Origin of the sequence: Aeromicrobium sp. Sec7.5, from assembly GCF_036867135.1 — a bacterium.
Classification (GTDB): Bacteria; Actinomycetota; Actinomycetes; order Propionibacteriales; family Nocardioidaceae; genus Aeromicrobium.
This window is the reverse complement of record NZ_JBAJIJ010000001.1, coordinates 225,615-243,848: the sequence shown is the minus strand read 5'-3', so window position 1 is coordinate 243,848 and position 18,234 is coordinate 225,615. Positions and strand designations below refer to the sequence as shown.

Sequence of the window (18,234 nt, the reverse complement as noted above, 5' to 3'; positions counted from 1 at the left end):
ACTGCTCGGCGCTCCGATCAGGCCCGCGGGGGCGTCTCGATCGTGCGGTCACCGCACCCACCGCTGTTGAGCCGACTCGTCAGGGCGGCGCGCTCACTCGTGTCGACCGACAGGTTCCACCGGTACTTCACGCGAATCCAGGCCGTGACGTAGGCGCACGCGTAGGAGGTGTTCGAGGGCATCCACTGGGCGGGGTCCTGGTCGCCCTTGGACTGGTTGACCGAGTCGGTCACCGCGATCAGCGAGTCCGCGAGCCCGAGGTCGTTGGCGAACGAGGTTCGCCGGGACGAGGTCCAGCTGCGCGCGCCGGAGTCCCACGCCTCCGCGAGGGGCACCATGTGGTCGATGTCGACGTCGCTCGCTGCCGTCCACGTGGCCTGGTCGTAGGGCGAGTACCAGCGGCCGGTGGTGACCGTGCAGGTGCCGGTGCGCGTGACGGCGACCTGGGACTCGGCGATCAGCACCTCGGCCCGGGTGTTGCAGCCGTTGCCGTTCGCGTCGATCCAGTGGTTGAACAGGTCGCGGTCGTAGCCGGTGCGGACCTCGGTCGCCGTCGGCACCGCGTTGAGCAGGTCACGTGCCGTGGTGGTCGCCGCGTGAGCGGGTGCGACCGGCTGCAGCAGCACCACCAGCAGCGTGGTGACGATCAACGTGGCGAGCTGGACCGGCCGCCGGCGGCTGCTGTCGAGGTTCATGGCCGTGATGCTGCGCCCGCTCGACGCCGCCGCGGCGACCCGCGGCGGAAGGTCCGGTGACCATCACGCGGCGACCACGTGGACACGGGTCACCTCCGGGAGCCACCGAGCGCCGAGGCCACGGCCACCCACCCTCGCGCTCGTCCAGAATCTGAGTGCGTTACCGATCTCCTGTGGGACGTGCGGCGTCACGTGGGTCACACTGGGCCGCAACGAGCGATGGAGGTTGTTGTGCAGATCCTCGACGAGGCGGCGTCACTGACGCGCTGGGGCCTCACCCACGCGCTGCCCCGTGTCGGCATCCAGGCAGGAGCGCGTCGCGGTGATCTCCAGGCGCGCCTCATCATGTCGACCGCTGGTGACGGCGGTGCGCCGGAGGACGCCGAGCTGCCGCTCGAGCTGTTCGAGGAGGTCCGCTCGAGGGGCCCACTGCACAAGGGCGCGTTCTCCTACGTCACGGCCACGCACGCCACCGTGAAGGAGGTGCTCGGGAGTCCCGGCGTGCACGCCGGGGTCGACTTCGGCGCCGGCGGACTGCTGGGCCCCGTCCAGCGCTGGGCCGATCGCAGCACCCCCATCGGACCTTTGACACCGCCATCACTGCTCGCGGTCGAGCCGCCGGAGCACACCCGCTACCGCAAGCTCGTCACGCGGGTGTTCTCCGTCAAGGCGGTGCGAGGCCTGCAGGAGCGCACCCAGGACATCGCCGACCAGCTCCTCGACGACCTTGCAGCGGACGCGGGCGACACGGTCGACCTCGTGGATCGCTACTGCGCGCTGCTGCCGGTGACCGTCATCGCCGAGATCCTCGGCGTCCCGCACGAGGACCGGTTGAAGGTGCTCGAGTTCGGGGAGGGGGCCGCGCCGAGCCTGGACATCGGCCTCCCGCTGGGACGGTTCCGTGCGGTGGAACGGTCGCTGCGCTCGTTCGAGCGCTGGCTCGACGACCACATCGCCGCGGTGCGACGCAACCCGGGTGACGACCTCCTCAGTCAGCTCGTGCTGGCGCAGGACGACGACGGCGTGCAGCTGGACGAGGTCGAGCTGAAGGCGACCGCGGGCCTCGTGCTCGCGGCCGGCTTCGAGACCACGGTGAACCTCCTGGGCAACGGCATCGCCCTCCTGCAGCGACATCCCGAGCAGCTCGCCGCCCTGCGCGAGCAGCCGGACCTGTGGTCACGAGCGGTCGACGAGGTGCTGCGCTACGACCCGCCCGTCCTGCTCACCGGCCGCACGGTCGTCGCCGACACGGTCCTCGGCGGACGCGACGTGCCGCAGGGATCCGTGGTGACCACCCTGCTGGCCGCCGCCAACCGCGACCCCGAGGTGTTCGCGGATCCCGACCGCTTCGACGTGACGCGCGAGAACGCCGACCAGCACGTGTCGTTCTCCTCGGGCCGCCACTACTGCCTCGGCGCGGCACTGGCTCGCATGGAGGGCGAGGTCGGCCTGCGCACGATCTTCGAGCGTTACCCGGGCCTCACGCTCGCACCAGGGGCGCGGCGACGGACGACCCGCATCCTGCGCGGTTACGCCACGTTGCCCGCTCGCCTGTCACGCTGACGACGAGTCCGCGACGCTGCGGCAGGTCATCCGTCGCTGCCCGTCCGGCACGCTCGAGGTCGTCGATCGCACCCCCTAGGACGGCGAGGTCGTCGCGCCGATGACCGACAGCAGCTGGAGCTTCTCGTACGTCTCGCTGCCAGGGCTCGCCGTGTAGACGAGCAGCAGGTGGGACTGCTCGGGATCGTGCAGGGTCTGACAGCTGACCTCGAGCAGACCCACCTCACGATGGACGTACCGCTTGACCTGGCGCGGCACGAGCCCCACCTCGTGCTGGTCCCACAGCGTCCCGAACTCGGCGCTCTGCGACACCAGGGTCGATGCCAGCCGCGCCGCCTTCGACGCCGGCCCACGACGCGAGACGATCTCGCGGAGTCCCGCCGCGTACAGGCGCGAGTAGAAGCCGTGGTCCTCGGGCGGATGCAGCTCGCGGGCCGCGGGATCGGTGAACCATCGGTAGCCGAGGCTGCGCGCCGCTCCCGTGTGGTGGCTCCGGTCCCCCACGAGCGCCAGGCTCAGCGGGGTCTGGCGCAAGGTCTCGCCGAGCTCGGTGACGATCTCCGCGGGTGTGTCCCCGAGGCGATCGAAGATCCTCAACATCCCGGGAGCCACGTGATCGCCGCTGGCTCCCCGCGGTGGGGGCTGGTGGCCCGCCAGCCGGAAGAGGTGGTCGCGCTCGCCGAGCGACAGGTGGAGGCCCTGGGCGATCGAGGCGATCATCTGCTCCGACGGCTGCGGGCCCCGCTGCCGCTCCAGGCGCGAGTAGTAGTCGACGGACATGTGGCACAGCGCCGCCACCTCCTCGCGGCGCAGGCCATCGGTGCGCCGCCGTGGCCCACGGGGCACGCCGACGTCCTCCGGCTGCATGGCCTCCCGCCGCTTCCGCAGGAACTCCGCCAGGCCGGCGCGATCGATCATGGGTCCATCGTCGCCCACCGCCCGCCCGTTATCCACGGATCGTCAGGCCGTGGATAACGCTCGGACGCTGCTGCAGGCTCGAGCCGTGCCCTCCGCGGGTGCACCACCACGTCCCAGGAGAATCATGGCTCGCACGAAGATCGACATCACCATCCCCGACCTCACCGGACGCCGGGCACTCGTGACCGGCGGAAGCGACGGCATGGGGGTCGGCATGGTCAGCCGGCTGGCCGCCGCCGGTGCCGAGGTCGTCATGCCGGTGCGCAACCGCGACAAGGGCGAGGCCGCCGCGGCACTCATCCGCGCCGAGCACCCCGGCGCGAACATCGTCGTGGAAGATCTCGACCTGTCCTCCCTGGCCTCGGTCGAGGCGCTCGGCACGACGCTGAACGCCGGGGGCGCTCCGATCCACCTCATGATCAACAACGCCGGGGTCATGTCGCCGCCCGACCACCAGACCACCCAGGACGGCTTCGAGCTCCAGCTCGGCACCAACCACCTCGGCCACTTCGCCCTCGTGGGTCACCTCCTGCCCCTCCTCCGGGCCGGCTCGGCCCGCGTCACCTCGCAGTCGAGCGTCGCCGCCAGGAACGCCAGCATCAACTGGGACGACCTCAACTGGGAGAGGAGCTACGACGGCGGCAAGGCCTACCAGCAGTCGAAGCTGGCCAACGGACTGTTCGGCCTCGAGCTCTCCCGCCGCAGCCAGGCCTCCGGCTGGGGCATCAGCAGCACGGTCTCCCACCCCGGGGTGGCGCCGACCAGCCTGCTTGCGGCCCGCCCCGAGATGGGCAGGTCCTCGGACACCACCGCGGTCAAGGTGATTCGCTGGTTGTCGGCGCGCGGACTCCTGGTCGGCACGGTGGAGAGCGCCATGCTGCCCGCCCTGATGGCCACCACCGCACCCAAGGCGAAGGGCGGCGCGTTCTACGGGCCACAGGGCATCGGCGGCACCGGCGGCAAGCCCGGCGAGACGGATCTGTGGAAGCCGTTTCGCAGCGCCGAGGACGCGGCGAGGCTCTGGGACCTCTCCGAGCAGCTGACCGGTGTCACCTTCGGGTGACGGTCGCCGTATCGAGCGCCCCGACCCGTGGCTGGAGCAGTCGCCGACCGACGGAACGTAGCGGGCGTGAGGGGTCGGGCCGACGTGCCACGATGTGCAGATGCGCACCATCGGACTCCTCGGTGGGATGAGCTGGGAGTCCACGGCCGTGTACTACCGGATCCTCAACGAGACCGTTCGCGACCAGCTCGGCGGCCTGCACTCGGCCCCCGTCATCGTCGACTCCCTCGACTTCGCCGAGGTGGCCGCGCTGCAGTCGGCAGGCGACTGGGAGGCCGCCGGTCGCCTCCTGGGCGATCACGCGGCCAGGCTCGAACAAGCGGGCGCAGAGGTCGTCGCGCTCGCTACGAACACGATGCACCTCGTCGCTGACGCGATCACCGCCCGGATCTCGGTCCCGTTCGTCCACATCGGGGACGTCGCGGCCGACGCCGTCGAAGCCAGCGGCATCACCACCATCGGCCTGCTGGGCACCCGGTTCACGATGGAGCAGCCCTTCCTGGTCGACCACCTGTCGGCCCGCGGGCTCCGCGTCATCGTGCCGGCGGCCGAGGACCGTGCACTCGTGCACGACGTGATCTACGACGAGCTCGTGCACGGGATCGTGCGGGAGAGCTCGCGCCTGGCCTACGCCGGTGTCATCGACCGGCTCGTCGCGGCGGGAGCCGACGGGGTCGTGCTCGGCTGCACCGAGATCGAGCTGCTGGTCGATCCCGCCTCGACGCGCGTTCCCGCGTTCCCGACGACCCGGCTGCACGCCGAGGCGATCGCGTCCGTGGCACTTGCTCGCTGAGCCGGGGCCGGCGACGGAGCGGGCCGCTGGGTCGTCTAGCAGGTCGCTCGGGCGCGTCGATCGGAGCTCGCGCCCCGTTCTCGCTGGGATCCCAGCGAGAACGGGGGCTCAGCGCGCTGCACCGAACCACGCTGCGGATCGAACCTCGGCAGCCCTCGGACACGGTCACGTCCCGGTCTGGTGAAGCCTGGACGCGACGTTGAACTCCATCGTGGTCGCCGCCGTGAGCGCGGCGCCTCAGCGCGTGCGTGCGTAGCGCGCCCACGCGAAGCAGTAGAGGCCGAACGCCGCCAGGCCCAGGGCCACGCCGGTCAGGAGGTAGGGCCCGAACGGTTGGTCCCGGACGGTCTTGAGCGCATCGTCGAGGCCGCCGGCCTTGTCGGGGTCGTACGAGGTGGCAGCCCAGCCGAAGAGCACCCCGACGACTCCGATCGCCACGCCCTTGGCGACGTAGCCGGTCCGGCCGACCACCAGCACGAGCGATCCCGCCTGGCCCGTCGACGCACCTGCGTCGAGGTCGTGGACGAACGAGTCGGTCCAGCCGCGATGCACCTGCCGCGCGGCGACCGCGAGGATCGCGATGGCGACGATGATGACGAGCACGCGCCCGGCTGGTGCGGAGAGCAGGTCGGCGGTCAACCCCTCCTCCTTGCTGTCGCTGCCCGAGCTCCCGCCGGACCCGGCAGCGAACTTGAACGCGGAGAGGGCCAGCACGGAGTAGACGACGACACGACCCGCGGCGGCGAGTCTCTTCCGCGTGCGCTTGAAGCCGTCCTCCGACTGGTAGCCCGACACCGCGGTCGCGACCTGCCACAGCACGAGTGCGACGAGGCTGACCGCGGTGACCCACAGCACGGTCTGGCCGAATGGCTGCCCCGCGAGCTTCCTGAGCGCTCCGTCGCTGCTGGCGTCGCCCCCGCCGGACCACGCCACCTGCAGCGCGATCCACGCGATCAGCAGGTGGACGAGTCCGTACGCGGCCAGACCGACCCGCGCGCCTCGCTTCAGTGCCTCGCTGTGACGTGCCTGGTGTCCTGCGTGCTCAGCCGTTGACCCCATGTCGATCCCTTCCGGGACGATCCTCGCAGCGTCACGCCGGCACCGCAGTTCGGCGATCAGCACCACCACCGATCCCGCTGGGCACGGCGAGTTTCGTCAGGCAAGGACTTGGCCGCTCCGGCCACATCGCCTCTTCAGTCAGCTCGATTCGACCAGTGCAGTCGCGGTCATCACGTTCCGCATTTCACCGAGACCATCGACACGGGTCACCACCACATCGCCCTGCGCCAGGAAGATTGCGGGTTCACGGGCGTTGCCGATGCCGCTTGGCGTGCCCGTGAGGATCACGTCACCGGCGCGCAGCGTCATGCCGCGACTCAGCTCAGCAATGATGCGGGGCACGGAGAACGCCATGTCCGAGGCACTCGCGTTCTGCAGGAGCTCACCATTGAGCTCGCACGTGATCTGCAGCGTGCCGAAGTTCTCGACCTCATCGGCAGTGGTGAGCCAGGGCCCCAACGGCATCGTGTCATCGATGCTCTTTCCCTTGAGCCACTGGCCGCCGTGAGCTCGCTGGAGGTCCCGCTGGGAGACGTCGTTCGCCACCATGTAGCCGAACACGTAGGACCACGCGTCTTCCTCACGGATCGACCGCCCGTCGCGCCCGATGACCAGGGCGATCTCGGCCTCGTAGTCCCATTTCGCCGAGATGCGCTCGTCGAACGCGATCGGATCGGACGGACCGACGACCGTGTCGGGTCCCTTCGTGAAGAAGGTCGGATGCTCCGGGAGCTTCTCCGGATCCTGACCTTCCCGCTTGCCCTCCGACTCGAAGAAGTGGTCGAGGTAGTTCCAACCGGTGCAGAGCACGTCACGGTTGAACTGCTGCACCGGCGAACCCAGCGTGACACCGGACAGCGCAGACGCGGGCACGTCACGGAGGTGGTCAACCACCTCCTGGACGGTCACACGTCCGCGGACGACGTCGTCGACCGTGCCCAGGCTCGGTGCCGCGACACGCACGGAGGCCAGGTCGGGTTCGACGGCGCCGATGGCCCAACCGTCGGGTGTCGAGATGGCGGCGAGCCTCACGCGGTACTCCCGATCGCGGCGATCGCGTTGATCTCGATCAGGTAGTCCTTCTTCACGAACTTCGACACCTCGACCATCGTCGACGCGGGCGGGTGCTCGGTGAAGTACTGCCTGCGCACCTCGTGGATGGCGTCGAAGTCCTCCATGTTGCGGACATAGACGTCGACCCGGGCGATGTCGGCGAGCGTGCCGCCGGCGGCCTCGACGGCAGCCTGCAGGTTCTGGCAGACCTGATGGGTCTGCGCGGCGACGTCGCCGACGCCGGTGATACCGCCCTCGGCGTTGCGGGCCGTCATTCCGGAGATGAAGACGAGCCGCGAAGTGCCGGGCACCTCGATGGACGATGCGTGGGCGAAGTGCCCGTTGGGGGTCGCGAGCTCGGGCGCGACGATGGTCTCGACAGACATGGGTCTTCTCCTGGTGGGTGTGATGGTCAGCGCGCGTCGTCGGGCGAGCTGTACCAGTCGGGCTGGGTCGGATAGTGGGGGCCGTCGTAGACCTCGAGCAGGATCGAGGTCTCCTCGGCGAGGGTGGGGCCGTGCAGGCTGCCCTTCGGGTTCCAGTAGAAGGAGCCCTCGGTCAGCGTGATGCCGGTCGGCACGTACGTGTAGCGGCCGGCCAGGCAGAACATGAACTGGTTGGAGGCGTGGGAGTGCCGCGACGGGATGCCGGACCCCTTCTCGAACTTCACCAGGGAGATCGAGGCGCCGGTGTCCTCGTTGCGCCAGAGAGCCTTGTGCGTGAGCCCCTCGAGGGTCTTGTCGACCCACTCCAGATCGCTCGTCTGCACCAGCACCTCGCGGAAGCGGTGGGCCCACTCCCCCTGCTCGTCGCTCACCTTCTGCTCGCGGGCGCGGTCGGCGGACTCGCCGCCGTACCGCGCCGCCTCGGACAGGTTCTCGTCCCACTCCGTCTCGTCGACCGCCGCGGGCCGCGGCGGCGGGGGGTTCAGGGGGGCGTCGGCGTCGTAGACGTCAGTCATCGGTTCGCTCCTCGTACGGCGTCGAGATGGTCCAGATAGGTGAGCTCGACCACGAAGCAGCTGCGGGGTCCTGACTCCGCGGCGGTCAGGACGAGCCGGCCGCCGTCGTGCGTCGTGACCCCACCCGCCGCGTCGACCGCGAGGTCGACCGGATCGAGGTCGGCGACGACGTGGCGCGAGGGGGCCAGGTCGAGGGCGACTTCGGTCCCGGCGGCGATGTCGATCGTCCAGATCGACACGTGGTCGTGCACCAGGACCGGCACGCGCCCGTCGGCGAGCGGGGCCCCGGCAGAGGCGTCCTGGACGCTGCGCCCACCGGGACCGATGTCGAGCGGTGAGTCGAGGTGCTCGCCGAGGTCCTTGAGCTCGATGAGGCGGTTGCGGTAGAACGACGTCCCGATGTTCGTGAGCCGGTGGACCGGCGACACGGGTCGGTAGACCGCCCCACCTCGATACTCCGAGATGAACCGCGGCTCGCGGCCGTCGATCCAGTCCATCCGGCCATCGGACCCCGAGAGGCTCAGTACGACGTACGGATTGTGGTGCAGGTGCCACGGATGCGTCGCGCCGACGTCGAGCGAGACGTCCCAGACCCGGATCGCCTCGTCGTCGTGGAGCTGCACGAGTCCGATGTCGACCAGCTCCACGTCCTCGCCCGTGTGCAGGGTCACGACGTCGCCCCTCATGCCAACACCTCGCTCCGACGCGAGGAACCCAGGCCGACGATCTCCAGGTAGAGCGCCTCGACGTCAGCGGACACGGTCGCGGTCCACGGGACGATGTGCGCGACATGGCCGTCGGGGCGCAGGAGGACCACGACATCGCCGTCCAGACCCAGTCGGGCGCGGACCGTGTCGCCGGGGTCGAAGTAGGAGCGCCCGCGGAGACCGGAGTCGTGGGGGGCGTCCCACCGGCTCACGACGACCTGCCGCAGACCGGGCGGACCCGTCTGCGGCACGTGCGGTCGCCGGCGCGTGTCGGTCAGGTGCAGGGCCACGAAGGAGTCCCGGCACAGCTCGTGCAGCGTGACGGCGCCACGCGTGCCGAACACCCGCAGGTCGGGCACCCGCTCGCCCGTGCGCAGCGCGGACGGCTCGACGGTCGACCGCACCATGGACCAGTCCCCCGTGCCGTCGTGGTCGAGGCGGACGCCGAGGAGGGTCCGCGTCATGGCGTCACCCCACCCGCCGGCCCCCATCGCCGCGGTCGCGTCGATCCGACGGTCCATGACTGCGCGGGCCGACTCGGCCATCTCGCCCGAGCCGCTGACCGCGACCGGCGCCTGCTCGGTCTCGTATCCCTCGAGGATCGACTCGTCGGCCCAGCCGCGGTGCACCCAGGCGAGGCGCCAAGGGAGGTTCGAGGCGTCCAGGACGCCGGTGTTGAGCCCGAGGGCCCACATGGGAGTGATCAGGTGGGCGGCGTCGCCCATCAGGAACGTCCGTCCCACGTGCCACGTGGAGGCGACCCGGTGGTGCACGGAGTACACGTTCGTGCCGATGACCTCCAGGTCGTCCACGTCGCCGATGAAGCGGTGGGCCTTGTCGCGCAGCTCGTCGCTCGTGGGCTCGGGCTGGTCGGCACCGAGCGGGAAGAGAAAGCGCCAGCAGTGCGGCTGGCGCACGAGGATCATCCACTCCGTGGCGTCGCCGAAGTACGCCAGGTAGGGGTAGTCGCGCGGACTGGCCACGTCGAGGTCGCACACGAGGTCGACCAGCATGTAGCGCTGCTCGAGGGTGTGTCCGCTGACCGGGATCCCGAGCTGTTCGCGGATCGTGGAACGTCCACCGTCGCAGGCCAGGAGTCGGCTGCCGCGGATCGTGGCAGGACCGTCCGGGGTCGAGACCTCGACCGTGACGTGGTCACCGTGGTCGGCGAACCGCTCGACCCGGTGCCGCATCCGGAGCGTTCCTGGCGCCCGGCGCTCGAGCTCGGCCGCCAGCACGGGCTCGAGCTCGTGCTGGGGGATGTTGATCACGAACGGGAAGCGCGTCTCGTCGGCCAGCGCGGAGGTCAGGACGCTGCCGGTCGACTGACCCGTGGCACGGTCGAGCTCGCCGATCTCGTCGATCCGCAGGCTCGCCTCGAGCACAGGACCCAGGGCGTCGTAGCGGTCGAGCACCTCGAGGGTGCGGGTCAGGACCGTGCCGGCCTTGGTGTCGGTCGACAGCTTCGCGTCGGCCTCGAGGACCACGACCGGGACCCCGTACGACACCAGTCCCAGTGCGGTGATCAGTCCGATGGGCCCGCCGCCGACGATGACGACGGGATCGGGAGAGGTGCTCACAGGTCCTCCTGGGAGTAGGCGCGGTCTCGCGTGAGGATGGAGCCCGTCATGGTGCAGGCGTCGGACAGCAGGAACATGAGTGATCCCGTGACGTCGTCGGGTTGACCGATGCCGGTGGTGGCGGCCCAGTGGGCCCGCTCGGGACCGGTCGGGTTCGCCGCCTGGAACTGCGGGGTGTCGATGACGCCCGGGAAGATCACGTTGACCCGGACCCGCCGGTCGGCCACCTCGGCGGCGAGGGACTTCGCGAAGGGCACCATGGCGCCCTTGGTCGCGGCATAGGCAGCGGCCTGCGCCCGGCCGAAGTTGGCCAGACCTGACGAGAACAGGACGATCGACCCCCGCTTCGCCTGGGTCATCGCGGGCAGCACGGCCTGACACGACCAGACGACGCCGTTGAGGTTGACGTCGATGGCTCGGCGCCAGGTCTCCTCGGACGTCTCGACGAGGTCGACTCGAGGTTGAACCGCGGCGCCGGCCACCAGCCCGTCGATCCTGCCGTGCCGTTCGGCCACGGCGGCCACGGCGGCGAGGACGGCAGACCGGTCCGAGACGTCGACGGCGACGTGCTCGATCCCCGGTCCTGCGGCCTCGGGCTCCACGACGTCGAGCACGACGGCCGTGCCGCCGGCCGCTGCGACGGCTCGGGAGAGCCCTGCTCCGATTCCGCGGGCTCCTCCCGTCACGACGACGACGTCACCCGCCGCGTCGTAGGTGGCCTTCACGCCCGGCTCCCGGCCGGCATCAGCTCGGCCGGAAGGCTCGCGCCCACCCGCTGCGCGGTCTGGACGAGGGCCTCGACGACCGAGGCTGGAATCGTGATGCCCTGCGCATGGGCGCGGCGCGAGGACTCGCGTTCACGCTGGCCCGGCAGCAGGACGGCGTCGACGCCGGGGGCGACCTCGGAGGCGTGCACCTCGGCCCCCAGGGCATCCACCCGAGCCGCGAAGGCGTCCGGGGTGTCCCAGAACTCCGGGTCGATCGCGATGAAGAGGTGGGCGCAGTCATTGGGGACCGTGGTGTCGGCGTAGAGGCCACGAACTGCCGACCCGAAGCCCCCACCACCGAGCACTCCGGTCAGCACGTCGACCACCAGTGCCAACCCGTAGCCCTTCGGGCCGCCTGCCGGGAGGAGGAGTCCGGCGATGGCCGCCGCGGGGTCGGTCGTGGGCTGGCCGGAGCTGTCGGTCGCCCAGGTGTTCGGGATCTCTCGGCCCTCCGAGTCAGCCAAGCGGATCTTGCCGAGCGCGGCTTCCGACAGGGCCATGTCGACCAGGACCGGATCCGGGCCGGGCACTCCGACCGCGATGGGGTTGTTGCCGACGACCGGGGTCGCCCCGCCGGGAGCGGGCATGAGGGGGCGGGTGTTCGAGGCTGCGATGCCGATCATCCCCGCGTCCATCGCGGCCTGTACGTAGCGGAAGGCACCGCCGAAGTGGAAGGCGTGCCGCACGTTGACGATGCCGATGCCGAACTGACGGGCCTTGTCGACGGCCAACGCCATCGCCACGTCAGAGGTGACGATGCCGAGCGCGTGCTCAGCATCGAGCAGCGCCATGGCACCTCGGTCCACCAGGACGACGGGGTGAGTGCTCGTGCTGACCGAACCCGCGAGGAGGCGGTCGACGTACATCGGCACCAGCATCAGTCCGTGGGAGGCGATCCCCCGGGCGTCGGCCTCGACCAGTGCGTCCGCGACGTTCACGGCGGCCGTCGGCTCGACGCCCGCAGCCGTGAAGATCTCGGCTGCGGCCGATCGAAGCGTCGTGAGGTCGTGCGTGCTCATGCGGGGTCCTTCGCGGTCAGGAGGAGGGCCTCGGCGTTGCCAGCGATCCGCTGACGCAGCGAGGGGGAGAGGTGGGCGACGGTCTCGAACGGGTCGTCGACGCCCATCGGGAAGGGGTAGTCGCTGCCGAGCAGCAGGTGGTCGTCGCCGAAGGTGACCCGGGCGAGGTCGACGACCTCGGGCGCGTGGGCCAGGCAGTCGGTCCACAGTCGCCGCACGACGACCGCCGGGTCCTCGGTGCCCGGGGCGATCCCCGGGCGATCGGTCGCGACGCCGCGCGCCCAACGCCCCACGAGGGAGGGGACGACGCCGCCGCAGTGCACGAGCACGACGCGCAGGTCGGGGCGCCTGGTCAGCACTCCCCCCAGGACGAGCTCGGCCACGGCCAGCCCCGTCTCGACGGGATTGCCGAGCAGGTTGGCGAGGTAGTGACGACCCAGCCGCGGGTCCGGGGACTCCCCCGGGTGCAGGAGGAGCGGGAGCCCGCGCCGTTCGATCGCGTCCCAGACCGGAGCGAGCCCAGGAGCGTCCAGCTCCAGTGACCCACCGCCAGCGGAGCCCGCCCATCCCACGTTGCCCTCGGCGTCCTCGACCATCTCGAGCGCGACGCCCGGATGGTCGAGGGGCAGGTAGGTCAGCCGACGAAGCTGCGCGTGGCCGGCGACACGATCCTGGAGGCCGGCGTCCAGCGCCCGCACCCAGCGGTGCGCCTGCTCCGGCTCCAGGCCGGGGCGGAAGAACGGAGGTGGCGCCGACACCCACGCCTGGTCCACGCCATGGCGATGCATCTGCGCAACGAGCCGACCGGCGTCGTAGAGGCCGGGCGCACCCACGGCGTGGCCGTCCACCACGAGGCGGTCGTCGTCGCCGTGGCGCACTCCCTCGACCGCCTCTGACAGCAGCGGCGCGAGGTGCGTGTGGACGTCCGTGCTCCTCACTGCTGCCCCATCGCCTCGATGCGGGCCTCGACCGTGGCCCGGATGCGACCTGCCGCGCTCGTGAGGTGGTGGTGCAGGGCGGAGACGGCCGCCGTGCTGTCGCGCGCGATGCACGCCTCGAGCAGTGCCTCGTGCTCGCGGTGGCTCTGCACCACGCGCTCGGTGCTGGTGGACCCGGCGAACCGGTAGCGCTCGCTGTTGCCCCACACGGGCTCGATGGCCTTGATGAGCCAGCGCGAGCCACTGGCGCGATAAAGCGCGAAGTGGAAGTCCGCGTGCGCGCTCCGCGCTTCCAGCGCGTTGTGGTCCTGGGCGAACGCGAGGGTCGCGTCGAGCGCGCGGCGGGCGATGTCGGCGTCCTCCGCGGTGAACCGGCTCGCCGCCATCTCGATCGCGATCGACTCCAGGCTGAGGCGCGTGCGCTGGGTGTCGTCGAGGTCCTCGAGGGACAGTTCGCGCACCCGGGCGCCACGGTGCGGGATCATCTCGACGATGCCCAGCGTTCCGAGCCGCTGCAGTCCTTCTCGGACCGGCATGTGGCTCATGTCGAGCTGCTCGGCCAGCTCGGCCAGCCGCAGTGGGGCACCCGGAGGGATCTCTCCGCGCATGATGAGGTTCAGGATCTCGGTGGCTGCGAGCTCGCCCAGCGTCTGGCGCTCGCGACGGACCAGGCGCTTGCCTGCTTCGGCGCTCATCGGCTCTCCTCCGCCCAGGGAACCAGGATCTTCTCTGCGAACTCGATCACGTAGAACAGGACGATGCTCAGAAGGCTGAGCAGCACCATCGCCGCGAACGCGAGCGCCGTGTTCGCGCTGGCGCCCGACTGGACGATGATGAATCCGAGGCCGGCGTCCGCCCCGACGAACTCGGCGATCACGGCACCGATCACGGCCAGGGAGATCGCCGTCTTCAGACCCACGAAGATCTGCGGCAGCGCCTGGGGAAGTCGGAACTTCCAGAACGTGCGAAGCCGGCCGGCGTTCAGGGACTTCGCGAGCTCCACGATCTCCGAGGGTGTCGACTTCAGGCCGGAGGCGGTCGAGAGCACGATCGGGAAGAAGCAGAGAAGCAGCACCATGACGATCTTCGGACCCTGGCCAAAGCCCATCCAGACGACCAGGATCGGCGCGATCGCGACCTTCGGCAGCGAGTTGACCGTGATGAGCAACGGGTAGACCATCTGCTCGAAGATCCGGGAGCTCGCGAGCAGGATCGCGAACGGAATCCCCAGAGCGATCGCCAGCGCGAAGCCCTGAATGGTCTCCCACGCCGTGACCCAGGTCTGATCGAGCAGGATGTCCCATCGATCGACCAACGTCGTGAGAACGGCGTCGGGCGTGGGGACGAGGTAGGACTGGATGTCGAAGACGATGACGGCGAGCCACCACGCGGCGATGCTCAGGGCGACACCGAGCAACGGAAGCGTCCAACTCGAGACGCTCGGCATCTTTCTGCGGGCCTTGCGGGATCGGAGCCCTTCGGCGCCGGTCGAGTCCTTCGGCGTCGCGGCGGCGAGGGAGGTCATGCGGCCTCCACCGGAATCAGCAGCTCGTGCAGCTCGGCACTCAGCTCGGTCACGCGTTCGGTGTGGCTGTTGTGGCCCAGGCTGCGCGGGCGAGGGACGTCGATGTCGACGATGCGACGGATGCTTCCGGGTCTCTGATTCATGACGACGACGCGGTCTGCGAGCAGGACGGCCTCCTCGATCGAGTGCGTCACGAACACGAAGCTCGTGTCCTGCTCCAGCCTGATCCGCTGCAGCTCGATCGAGAGCTCCTCGCGAGTCAGTGCGTCGAGCGCGGAGAAGGGCTCGTCCATCAGCAGCACGTCCGGCTCGCTCAGCAGCGCGCGGCACAGGGCGACGCGCTGCTGCATCCCGCCGGACAGCTCCTTCGGCAGTGCCTTCGCGAAGGGCGTGAGGTTGGTCAGCTCGAGTAGCTCGTGCGCCCGACGACGAGCGGCCGTCTTGTCGAGCCCGAGGGTCTCGGCCGGCAGGAGCACGTTGCTGAGGACGTTGCGCCAGGGCAGGAGCGCCGGCTTCTGGAACATCACGCTCACCTCTTTGCGAGGGCGAGTGACCGGTGTGCCGTGGATCGTGACCGACCCTGACGTCGGCTGGATGAGGCCCGCGACGATCCGCAGGAGGGTCGACTTGCCGCAACCGGACCGACCCACGAGGGTGACGAACTCGTTGTCACCCACCGTCAGGTCGATGTCGGTCAGGGCGTGGACCGGCCCGTTGCGCGTCGCGAAACGGTGGTCGACGTTCTCGATCGTGATCATGGATCAGTCCTTCGGCGTCAGGTCCAAGGCGACGAGATCGCCGGCCTCGACCGGCTTGGTGACCGCACCACCCTGCGTGAGCTCTTCAATGATCGATGCCACCCGCTCCTCGTCGATTGAACCGAGCAGGGCGTCGTCGTCACCCGTCACGTAGTCAGCCATGAGCTCCACCTCGCCGGCAGCGACGGCCGGGTCCTGCGTGGGCTGGTACTGGGCGAGGATGTCCCCGGTCTCCTCCGGGTTCTCGATCGAGTACTCCAGGCCACGCAGGAGCGCGCGGGTGAACTTCTCGACGAGCTCGGGGTCGTCGGCGATCAAGGTGTCCGAGGCGACGACAGCGTTGCCGTAGAGGTCGGGGAGGAACTCGCTGTAGGGGAAGAACTTCGCCTCACGGCCCTGCGCCGCGGCCTCGATGAGTCCCTTGCCCACGACGAACTGGCCGATGGCGTCGACCTGGCCCGAGGCCAGGAGCTGCGGCAGGGACGGCGGCGCCGAGGGGACGAAGGTGACCGACGACCCGTCGAAGCCTGCGGCCTCGGCGTAGGCCGGGAACAGCACCTGGTTGGTGGAGCCGGCCTGGTCGGCGATCGAGGCCCCCTCGAGCTCGGCGGGGTCCTCGATGCCGGTGTCGGCCAGAGTCACGATCGCGGCGAGCGACTGCTGGTGGACCATGCCGACCGCCTTGACGGGGATGTCCTCGTTCGCGACCGTCGCGGCGACCGTCGAGAAGTCCGCGGCGCCGAAGTCGGCCTGACCGCTCGCGACCAGCTTCATGACGTCGACGCTGCCGGTTCCGGGCTTGACGTCGACTTCGAGGCCCTCGTCCTCGAAGTAGCCCTTCTCGATCGCGACATACACGTAGGCGTCGCGCCCGAAGGTGTTGAACGAGGTGAGGTAGTCGACCTGCTGGAGATCGGCGTCATCCTCGGACCCGCCCCCGCAGGCGGCGGGGACGAGCAGCAACGGCACTGCGAAGGCAGCAAGGCGGCGGCGGCTGGGGAACATGAGTGGCACTCCTTCGGGGGTTGTGTGCCAGATCAATCTTGCTGATATTTGATCAAACATCAAGAGTGGAAACATTCTATTTACATCGCGACCTCGATCATTCACACGGAGTGCTCTCGCGCTGCGAGCTCCGATCCGTCGTCGCGCGGTGGCGCCAGCGGGCTTCGGCTCGCAGCTGGGCGTCATCCGCCTACCGAGCAAGGCGTGACCCCGCCGGCTCCTGTGAGATAGAGGTAAGACTCAGCCGTGGCGGTGGGATTCGGACTCGTTCTTGGCGATTCTCGGACCTGCAGCGATGTCCGAAGTACTTGAAATTGCAGTGATTCTGCATCGCGTCGAGGATGTCGACTTCACGTCAGATCACGGACAAATGTGGGCAAAATGTGGGCACGGATCGCCCGGCGCGCCGAACGGCGAGCTACTCGGAATCCTCTTGCCCGACCCATCTCGACAGCCGGGCTAGGCCGACCCGTGAGTCCGGATGCTGCTCCTGCAGGTCGAACCGCGGCGCCACCTTCTTGAGTGCCTTGGCCACGTATCGTCGCTGGCTCTTGGTCGAGGTCGTCCCGGCGAGGTCGGAGACCTTGAGCATTGCGGACAGCGTCACGAAGTCCTCGAGGTGACGACCGGCAGCAGCGCTGGAGACGCTGACCGTCGTGTCTGCAGCCGCCTTCGCGATCAAGGCGCCGAGGAGAGTTGGTCGGCGTACGTGTCCCACCCGGTCGCCGACCTGCACGTCGACGACTTCGGAGAGGTCGACCGCGATCTGTCCCGCCGGCGTCTCAACGGTCGGCGACCCGGAGATGCCCACGACTTGTGCACGGAGTCGCTCACCGAGTCCTTGCGGGATGAGGACATCGATCTGCGCCTCGCCACGCTGCCACCGGTGCTCCACTCCGGACGCGGACACCCCCGCCGACTCGAACCCCATCATCACCAGCGCCGCGGTCACGTCATGAAGGATCGACGGATTCAACTTCACGTCCAGGACGGCATCCGCGTCATCGGTTGGTCGCACGAACCGGTAGCCGCGCTCGGCCGCGTGGAGTTGCACCATCTGCCCGCCGACCAGGACCCATGCCTCGGGGACCGCATCATGCAGGTCGAGCAGTGCGTGCCACGACGCTTCCTGACCTGCCGAGGTGACGGGAACGTCGGTCACCAGAGACGCTCCTCGAGCACCTCGCGGATGATTCGCTCCGCAGCGGCAATCTCTCGGGGCCGGCGGTGGTCCGCGAGGTCAGCAACGACCATGAGGCGAGGCGCGCGGTCCCGCACGAAGCTGCTCACCCTCACCACCACTTCCCCGGATCCAGGGTCGGCTGGTACCAACCAGAACTCGTCCACGAGCGACTTCAACTCGCCGGGCAGGAGGTAACCCTCGACCAACCCGCCCGAAGACAACCCTGCACTCGGGTTGGCCACTCCGGAGAGACGAACCCGCTCGGCTAGGCCCGGCAGCGACTCCGCATCCGCGTGCCACCACGAGACGTCACCCCGCGACCGCATCCACGCCTGTGCCTGCGCGACCGGGTCGCTTGACTCGGCGAGTGAGCTCAAACGCCGACGCAGTCGCGACCGTTCGCTCGACTCCAGGCCGTCGACTGATAGCCCATCAGCCATCGCCACCGCAGCCCACGCAACCCGCTCGGACATCGGACGCGACGGCAGGGCCCTCCAACGGTTGACCTCACCGTCAGCGATAACCCACTGCGACCCGACCTTTTCTGCCCGAACCTGCCCACCCGCCGCAAGCTGGCGAGCGCGCGCCACGGAGAGCCCCACGGCACCGGCAAACTCGGACACGCTCAACATGACACTAATATAGCG

20 protein-coding genes are annotated in these 18,234 nt (G+C 69.7%); 3 read left to right on the top strand and 17 right to left on the bottom strand.

Annotation, left to right across the window (positions count from 1 at the left end; all coding sequences use genetic code 11):
- Positions 1-17: 17 nt before the first annotated feature.
- A complete protein-coding gene (locus V6S66_RS01265) occupies positions 18-695 on the bottom strand; it encodes an HNH endonuclease family protein (RefSeq protein WP_334204963.1) in 678 nt (225 codons plus the stop codon).
- Between the two features lie 231 nt (positions 696-926).
- On the opposite strand from V6S66_RS01265, the gene V6S66_RS01260 reads away from it, so the two are divergent.
- Positions 927-2,258: a cytochrome P450 gene (locus tag V6S66_RS01260; RefSeq protein WP_334204962.1), complete on the top strand. Its 1,332-nt coding sequence runs from the start codon at positions 927-929 to the stop codon at positions 2,256-2,258.
- Between the two features lie 75 nt (positions 2,259-2,333).
- Here the strand turns inward: V6S66_RS01260 and V6S66_RS01255 are convergent, their stop codons facing one another.
- On the bottom strand, positions 2,334-3,176 hold the full coding sequence (locus V6S66_RS01255; protein ID WP_334204961.1) for a helix-turn-helix transcriptional regulator: 843 nt from the start codon (positions 3,174-3,176) through the stop codon (positions 2,334-2,336).
- Between the two features lie 124 nt (positions 3,177-3,300).
- On the opposite strand from V6S66_RS01255, the gene V6S66_RS01250 reads away from it, so the two are divergent.
- Positions 3,301-4,239: an SDR family oxidoreductase gene (locus tag V6S66_RS01250; RefSeq protein ID WP_334204960.1), complete on the top strand. Its 939-nt coding sequence runs from the start codon at positions 3,301-3,303 to the stop codon at positions 4,237-4,239.
- Positions 4,240-4,339: 100 nt separating this feature from the next.
- Entirely contained in the window at positions 4,340-5,032 is a 693-nt protein-coding gene (locus V6S66_RS01245; RefSeq protein WP_334204959.1) for an aspartate/glutamate racemase family protein, read from the top strand.
- A gap of 237 nt (positions 5,033-5,269) precedes the next feature.
- Here the strand turns inward: V6S66_RS01245 and V6S66_RS01240 are convergent, their stop codons facing one another.
- The 15 genes from V6S66_RS01240 to V6S66_RS01170 all read right to left on the bottom strand — a co-directional run bounded on the left by V6S66_RS01240 (position 5,270) and on the right by V6S66_RS01170 (position 18,219).
- Entirely contained in the window at positions 5,270-6,091 is an 822-nt protein-coding gene (locus V6S66_RS01240; protein ID WP_334204958.1) for a DUF1206 domain-containing protein, read from the bottom strand.
- 138 nt (positions 6,092-6,229) lie between these two features.
- The gene (locus V6S66_RS01235) at positions 6,230-7,123 is read right to left on the bottom strand and encodes a fumarylacetoacetate hydrolase family protein (RefSeq protein WP_334204957.1); all 894 of its coding nucleotides are present in this window, start codon (positions 7,121-7,123) and stop codon (positions 6,230-6,232) included.
- A complete protein-coding gene (locus tag V6S66_RS01230; protein ID WP_334204956.1) occupies positions 7,120-7,530 on the bottom strand; it encodes a RidA family protein in 411 nt (136 codons plus the stop codon). Before V6S66_RS01230 ends, V6S66_RS01235 begins: the two co-directional genes overlap by 4 nt.
- Before the next feature lie 26 nt (positions 7,531-7,556).
- Positions 7,557-8,105: a cupin domain-containing protein gene (locus V6S66_RS01225; RefSeq protein WP_334204955.1), complete on the bottom strand. Its 549-nt coding sequence runs from the start codon at positions 8,103-8,105 to the stop codon at positions 7,557-7,559.
- Positions 8,102-8,791: a hypothetical protein gene (locus V6S66_RS01220; RefSeq protein ID WP_334204954.1), complete on the bottom strand. Its 690-nt coding sequence runs from the start codon at positions 8,789-8,791 to the stop codon at positions 8,102-8,104. Before V6S66_RS01220 ends, V6S66_RS01225 begins: the two co-directional genes overlap by 4 nt.
- Positions 8,788-10,392 carry an FAD-dependent monooxygenase gene (locus V6S66_RS01215; protein ID WP_334204953.1) on the bottom strand — a complete coding sequence of 535 codons (1,605 nt, stop codon included), beginning with the start codon at positions 10,390-10,392 and terminating at the stop codon, positions 8,788-8,790. Before V6S66_RS01215 ends, V6S66_RS01220 begins: the two co-directional genes overlap by 4 nt.
- Entirely contained in the window at positions 10,389-11,117 is a 729-nt protein-coding gene (locus V6S66_RS01210; RefSeq protein ID WP_334204952.1) for an SDR family NAD(P)-dependent oxidoreductase, read from the bottom strand. The genes V6S66_RS01215 and V6S66_RS01210 overlap by 4 nt, the downstream gene beginning before the upstream one ends.
- Entirely contained in the window at positions 11,114-12,178 is a 1,065-nt protein-coding gene (locus tag V6S66_RS01205) for an Ldh family oxidoreductase (RefSeq protein ID WP_334204951.1), read from the bottom strand. The genes V6S66_RS01210 and V6S66_RS01205 overlap by 4 nt, the downstream gene beginning before the upstream one ends.
- Positions 12,175-13,116 (bottom strand): amidohydrolase family protein, encoded by a 942-nt coding sequence (locus tag V6S66_RS01200; RefSeq protein WP_334204950.1) that lies wholly within the window; start codon positions 13,114-13,116, stop codon positions 12,175-12,177. Before V6S66_RS01200 ends, V6S66_RS01205 begins: the two co-directional genes overlap by 4 nt.
- The gene (locus tag V6S66_RS01195) at positions 13,113-13,811 is read right to left on the bottom strand and encodes a GntR family transcriptional regulator (RefSeq protein WP_334204949.1); all 699 of its coding nucleotides are present in this window, start codon (positions 13,809-13,811) and stop codon (positions 13,113-13,115) included. Before V6S66_RS01195 ends, V6S66_RS01200 begins: the two co-directional genes overlap by 4 nt.
- Positions 13,808-14,641 (bottom strand): ABC transporter permease, encoded by an 834-nt coding sequence (locus V6S66_RS01190; RefSeq protein WP_334204948.1) that lies wholly within the window; start codon positions 14,639-14,641, stop codon positions 13,808-13,810. The genes V6S66_RS01195 and V6S66_RS01190 overlap by 4 nt, the downstream gene beginning before the upstream one ends.
- On the bottom strand, positions 14,638-15,399 hold the full coding sequence (locus V6S66_RS01185) for an ABC transporter ATP-binding protein (protein WP_334204947.1): 762 nt from the start codon (positions 15,397-15,399) through the stop codon (positions 14,638-14,640). The genes V6S66_RS01190 and V6S66_RS01185 overlap by 4 nt, the downstream gene beginning before the upstream one ends.
- Positions 15,400-15,402: 3 nt before the next feature.
- The gene (locus V6S66_RS01180) at positions 15,403-16,404 is read right to left on the bottom strand and encodes an ABC transporter substrate-binding protein (RefSeq protein ID WP_334204946.1); all 1,002 of its coding nucleotides are present in this window, start codon (positions 16,402-16,404) and stop codon (positions 15,403-15,405) included.
- A 418-nt stretch (positions 16,405-16,822) separates the two neighbouring features.
- Positions 16,823-17,566 carry a hypothetical protein gene (locus V6S66_RS01175; protein WP_334204945.1) on the bottom strand — a complete coding sequence of 248 codons (744 nt, stop codon included), beginning with the start codon at positions 17,564-17,566 and terminating at the stop codon, positions 16,823-16,825.
- Positions 17,563-18,219 (bottom strand): hypothetical protein, encoded by a 657-nt coding sequence (locus V6S66_RS01170; protein WP_334204944.1) that lies wholly within the window; start codon positions 18,217-18,219, stop codon positions 17,563-17,565. Before V6S66_RS01170 ends, V6S66_RS01175 begins: the two co-directional genes overlap by 4 nt.
- Positions 18,220-18,234: the final 15 nt, after the last annotated feature.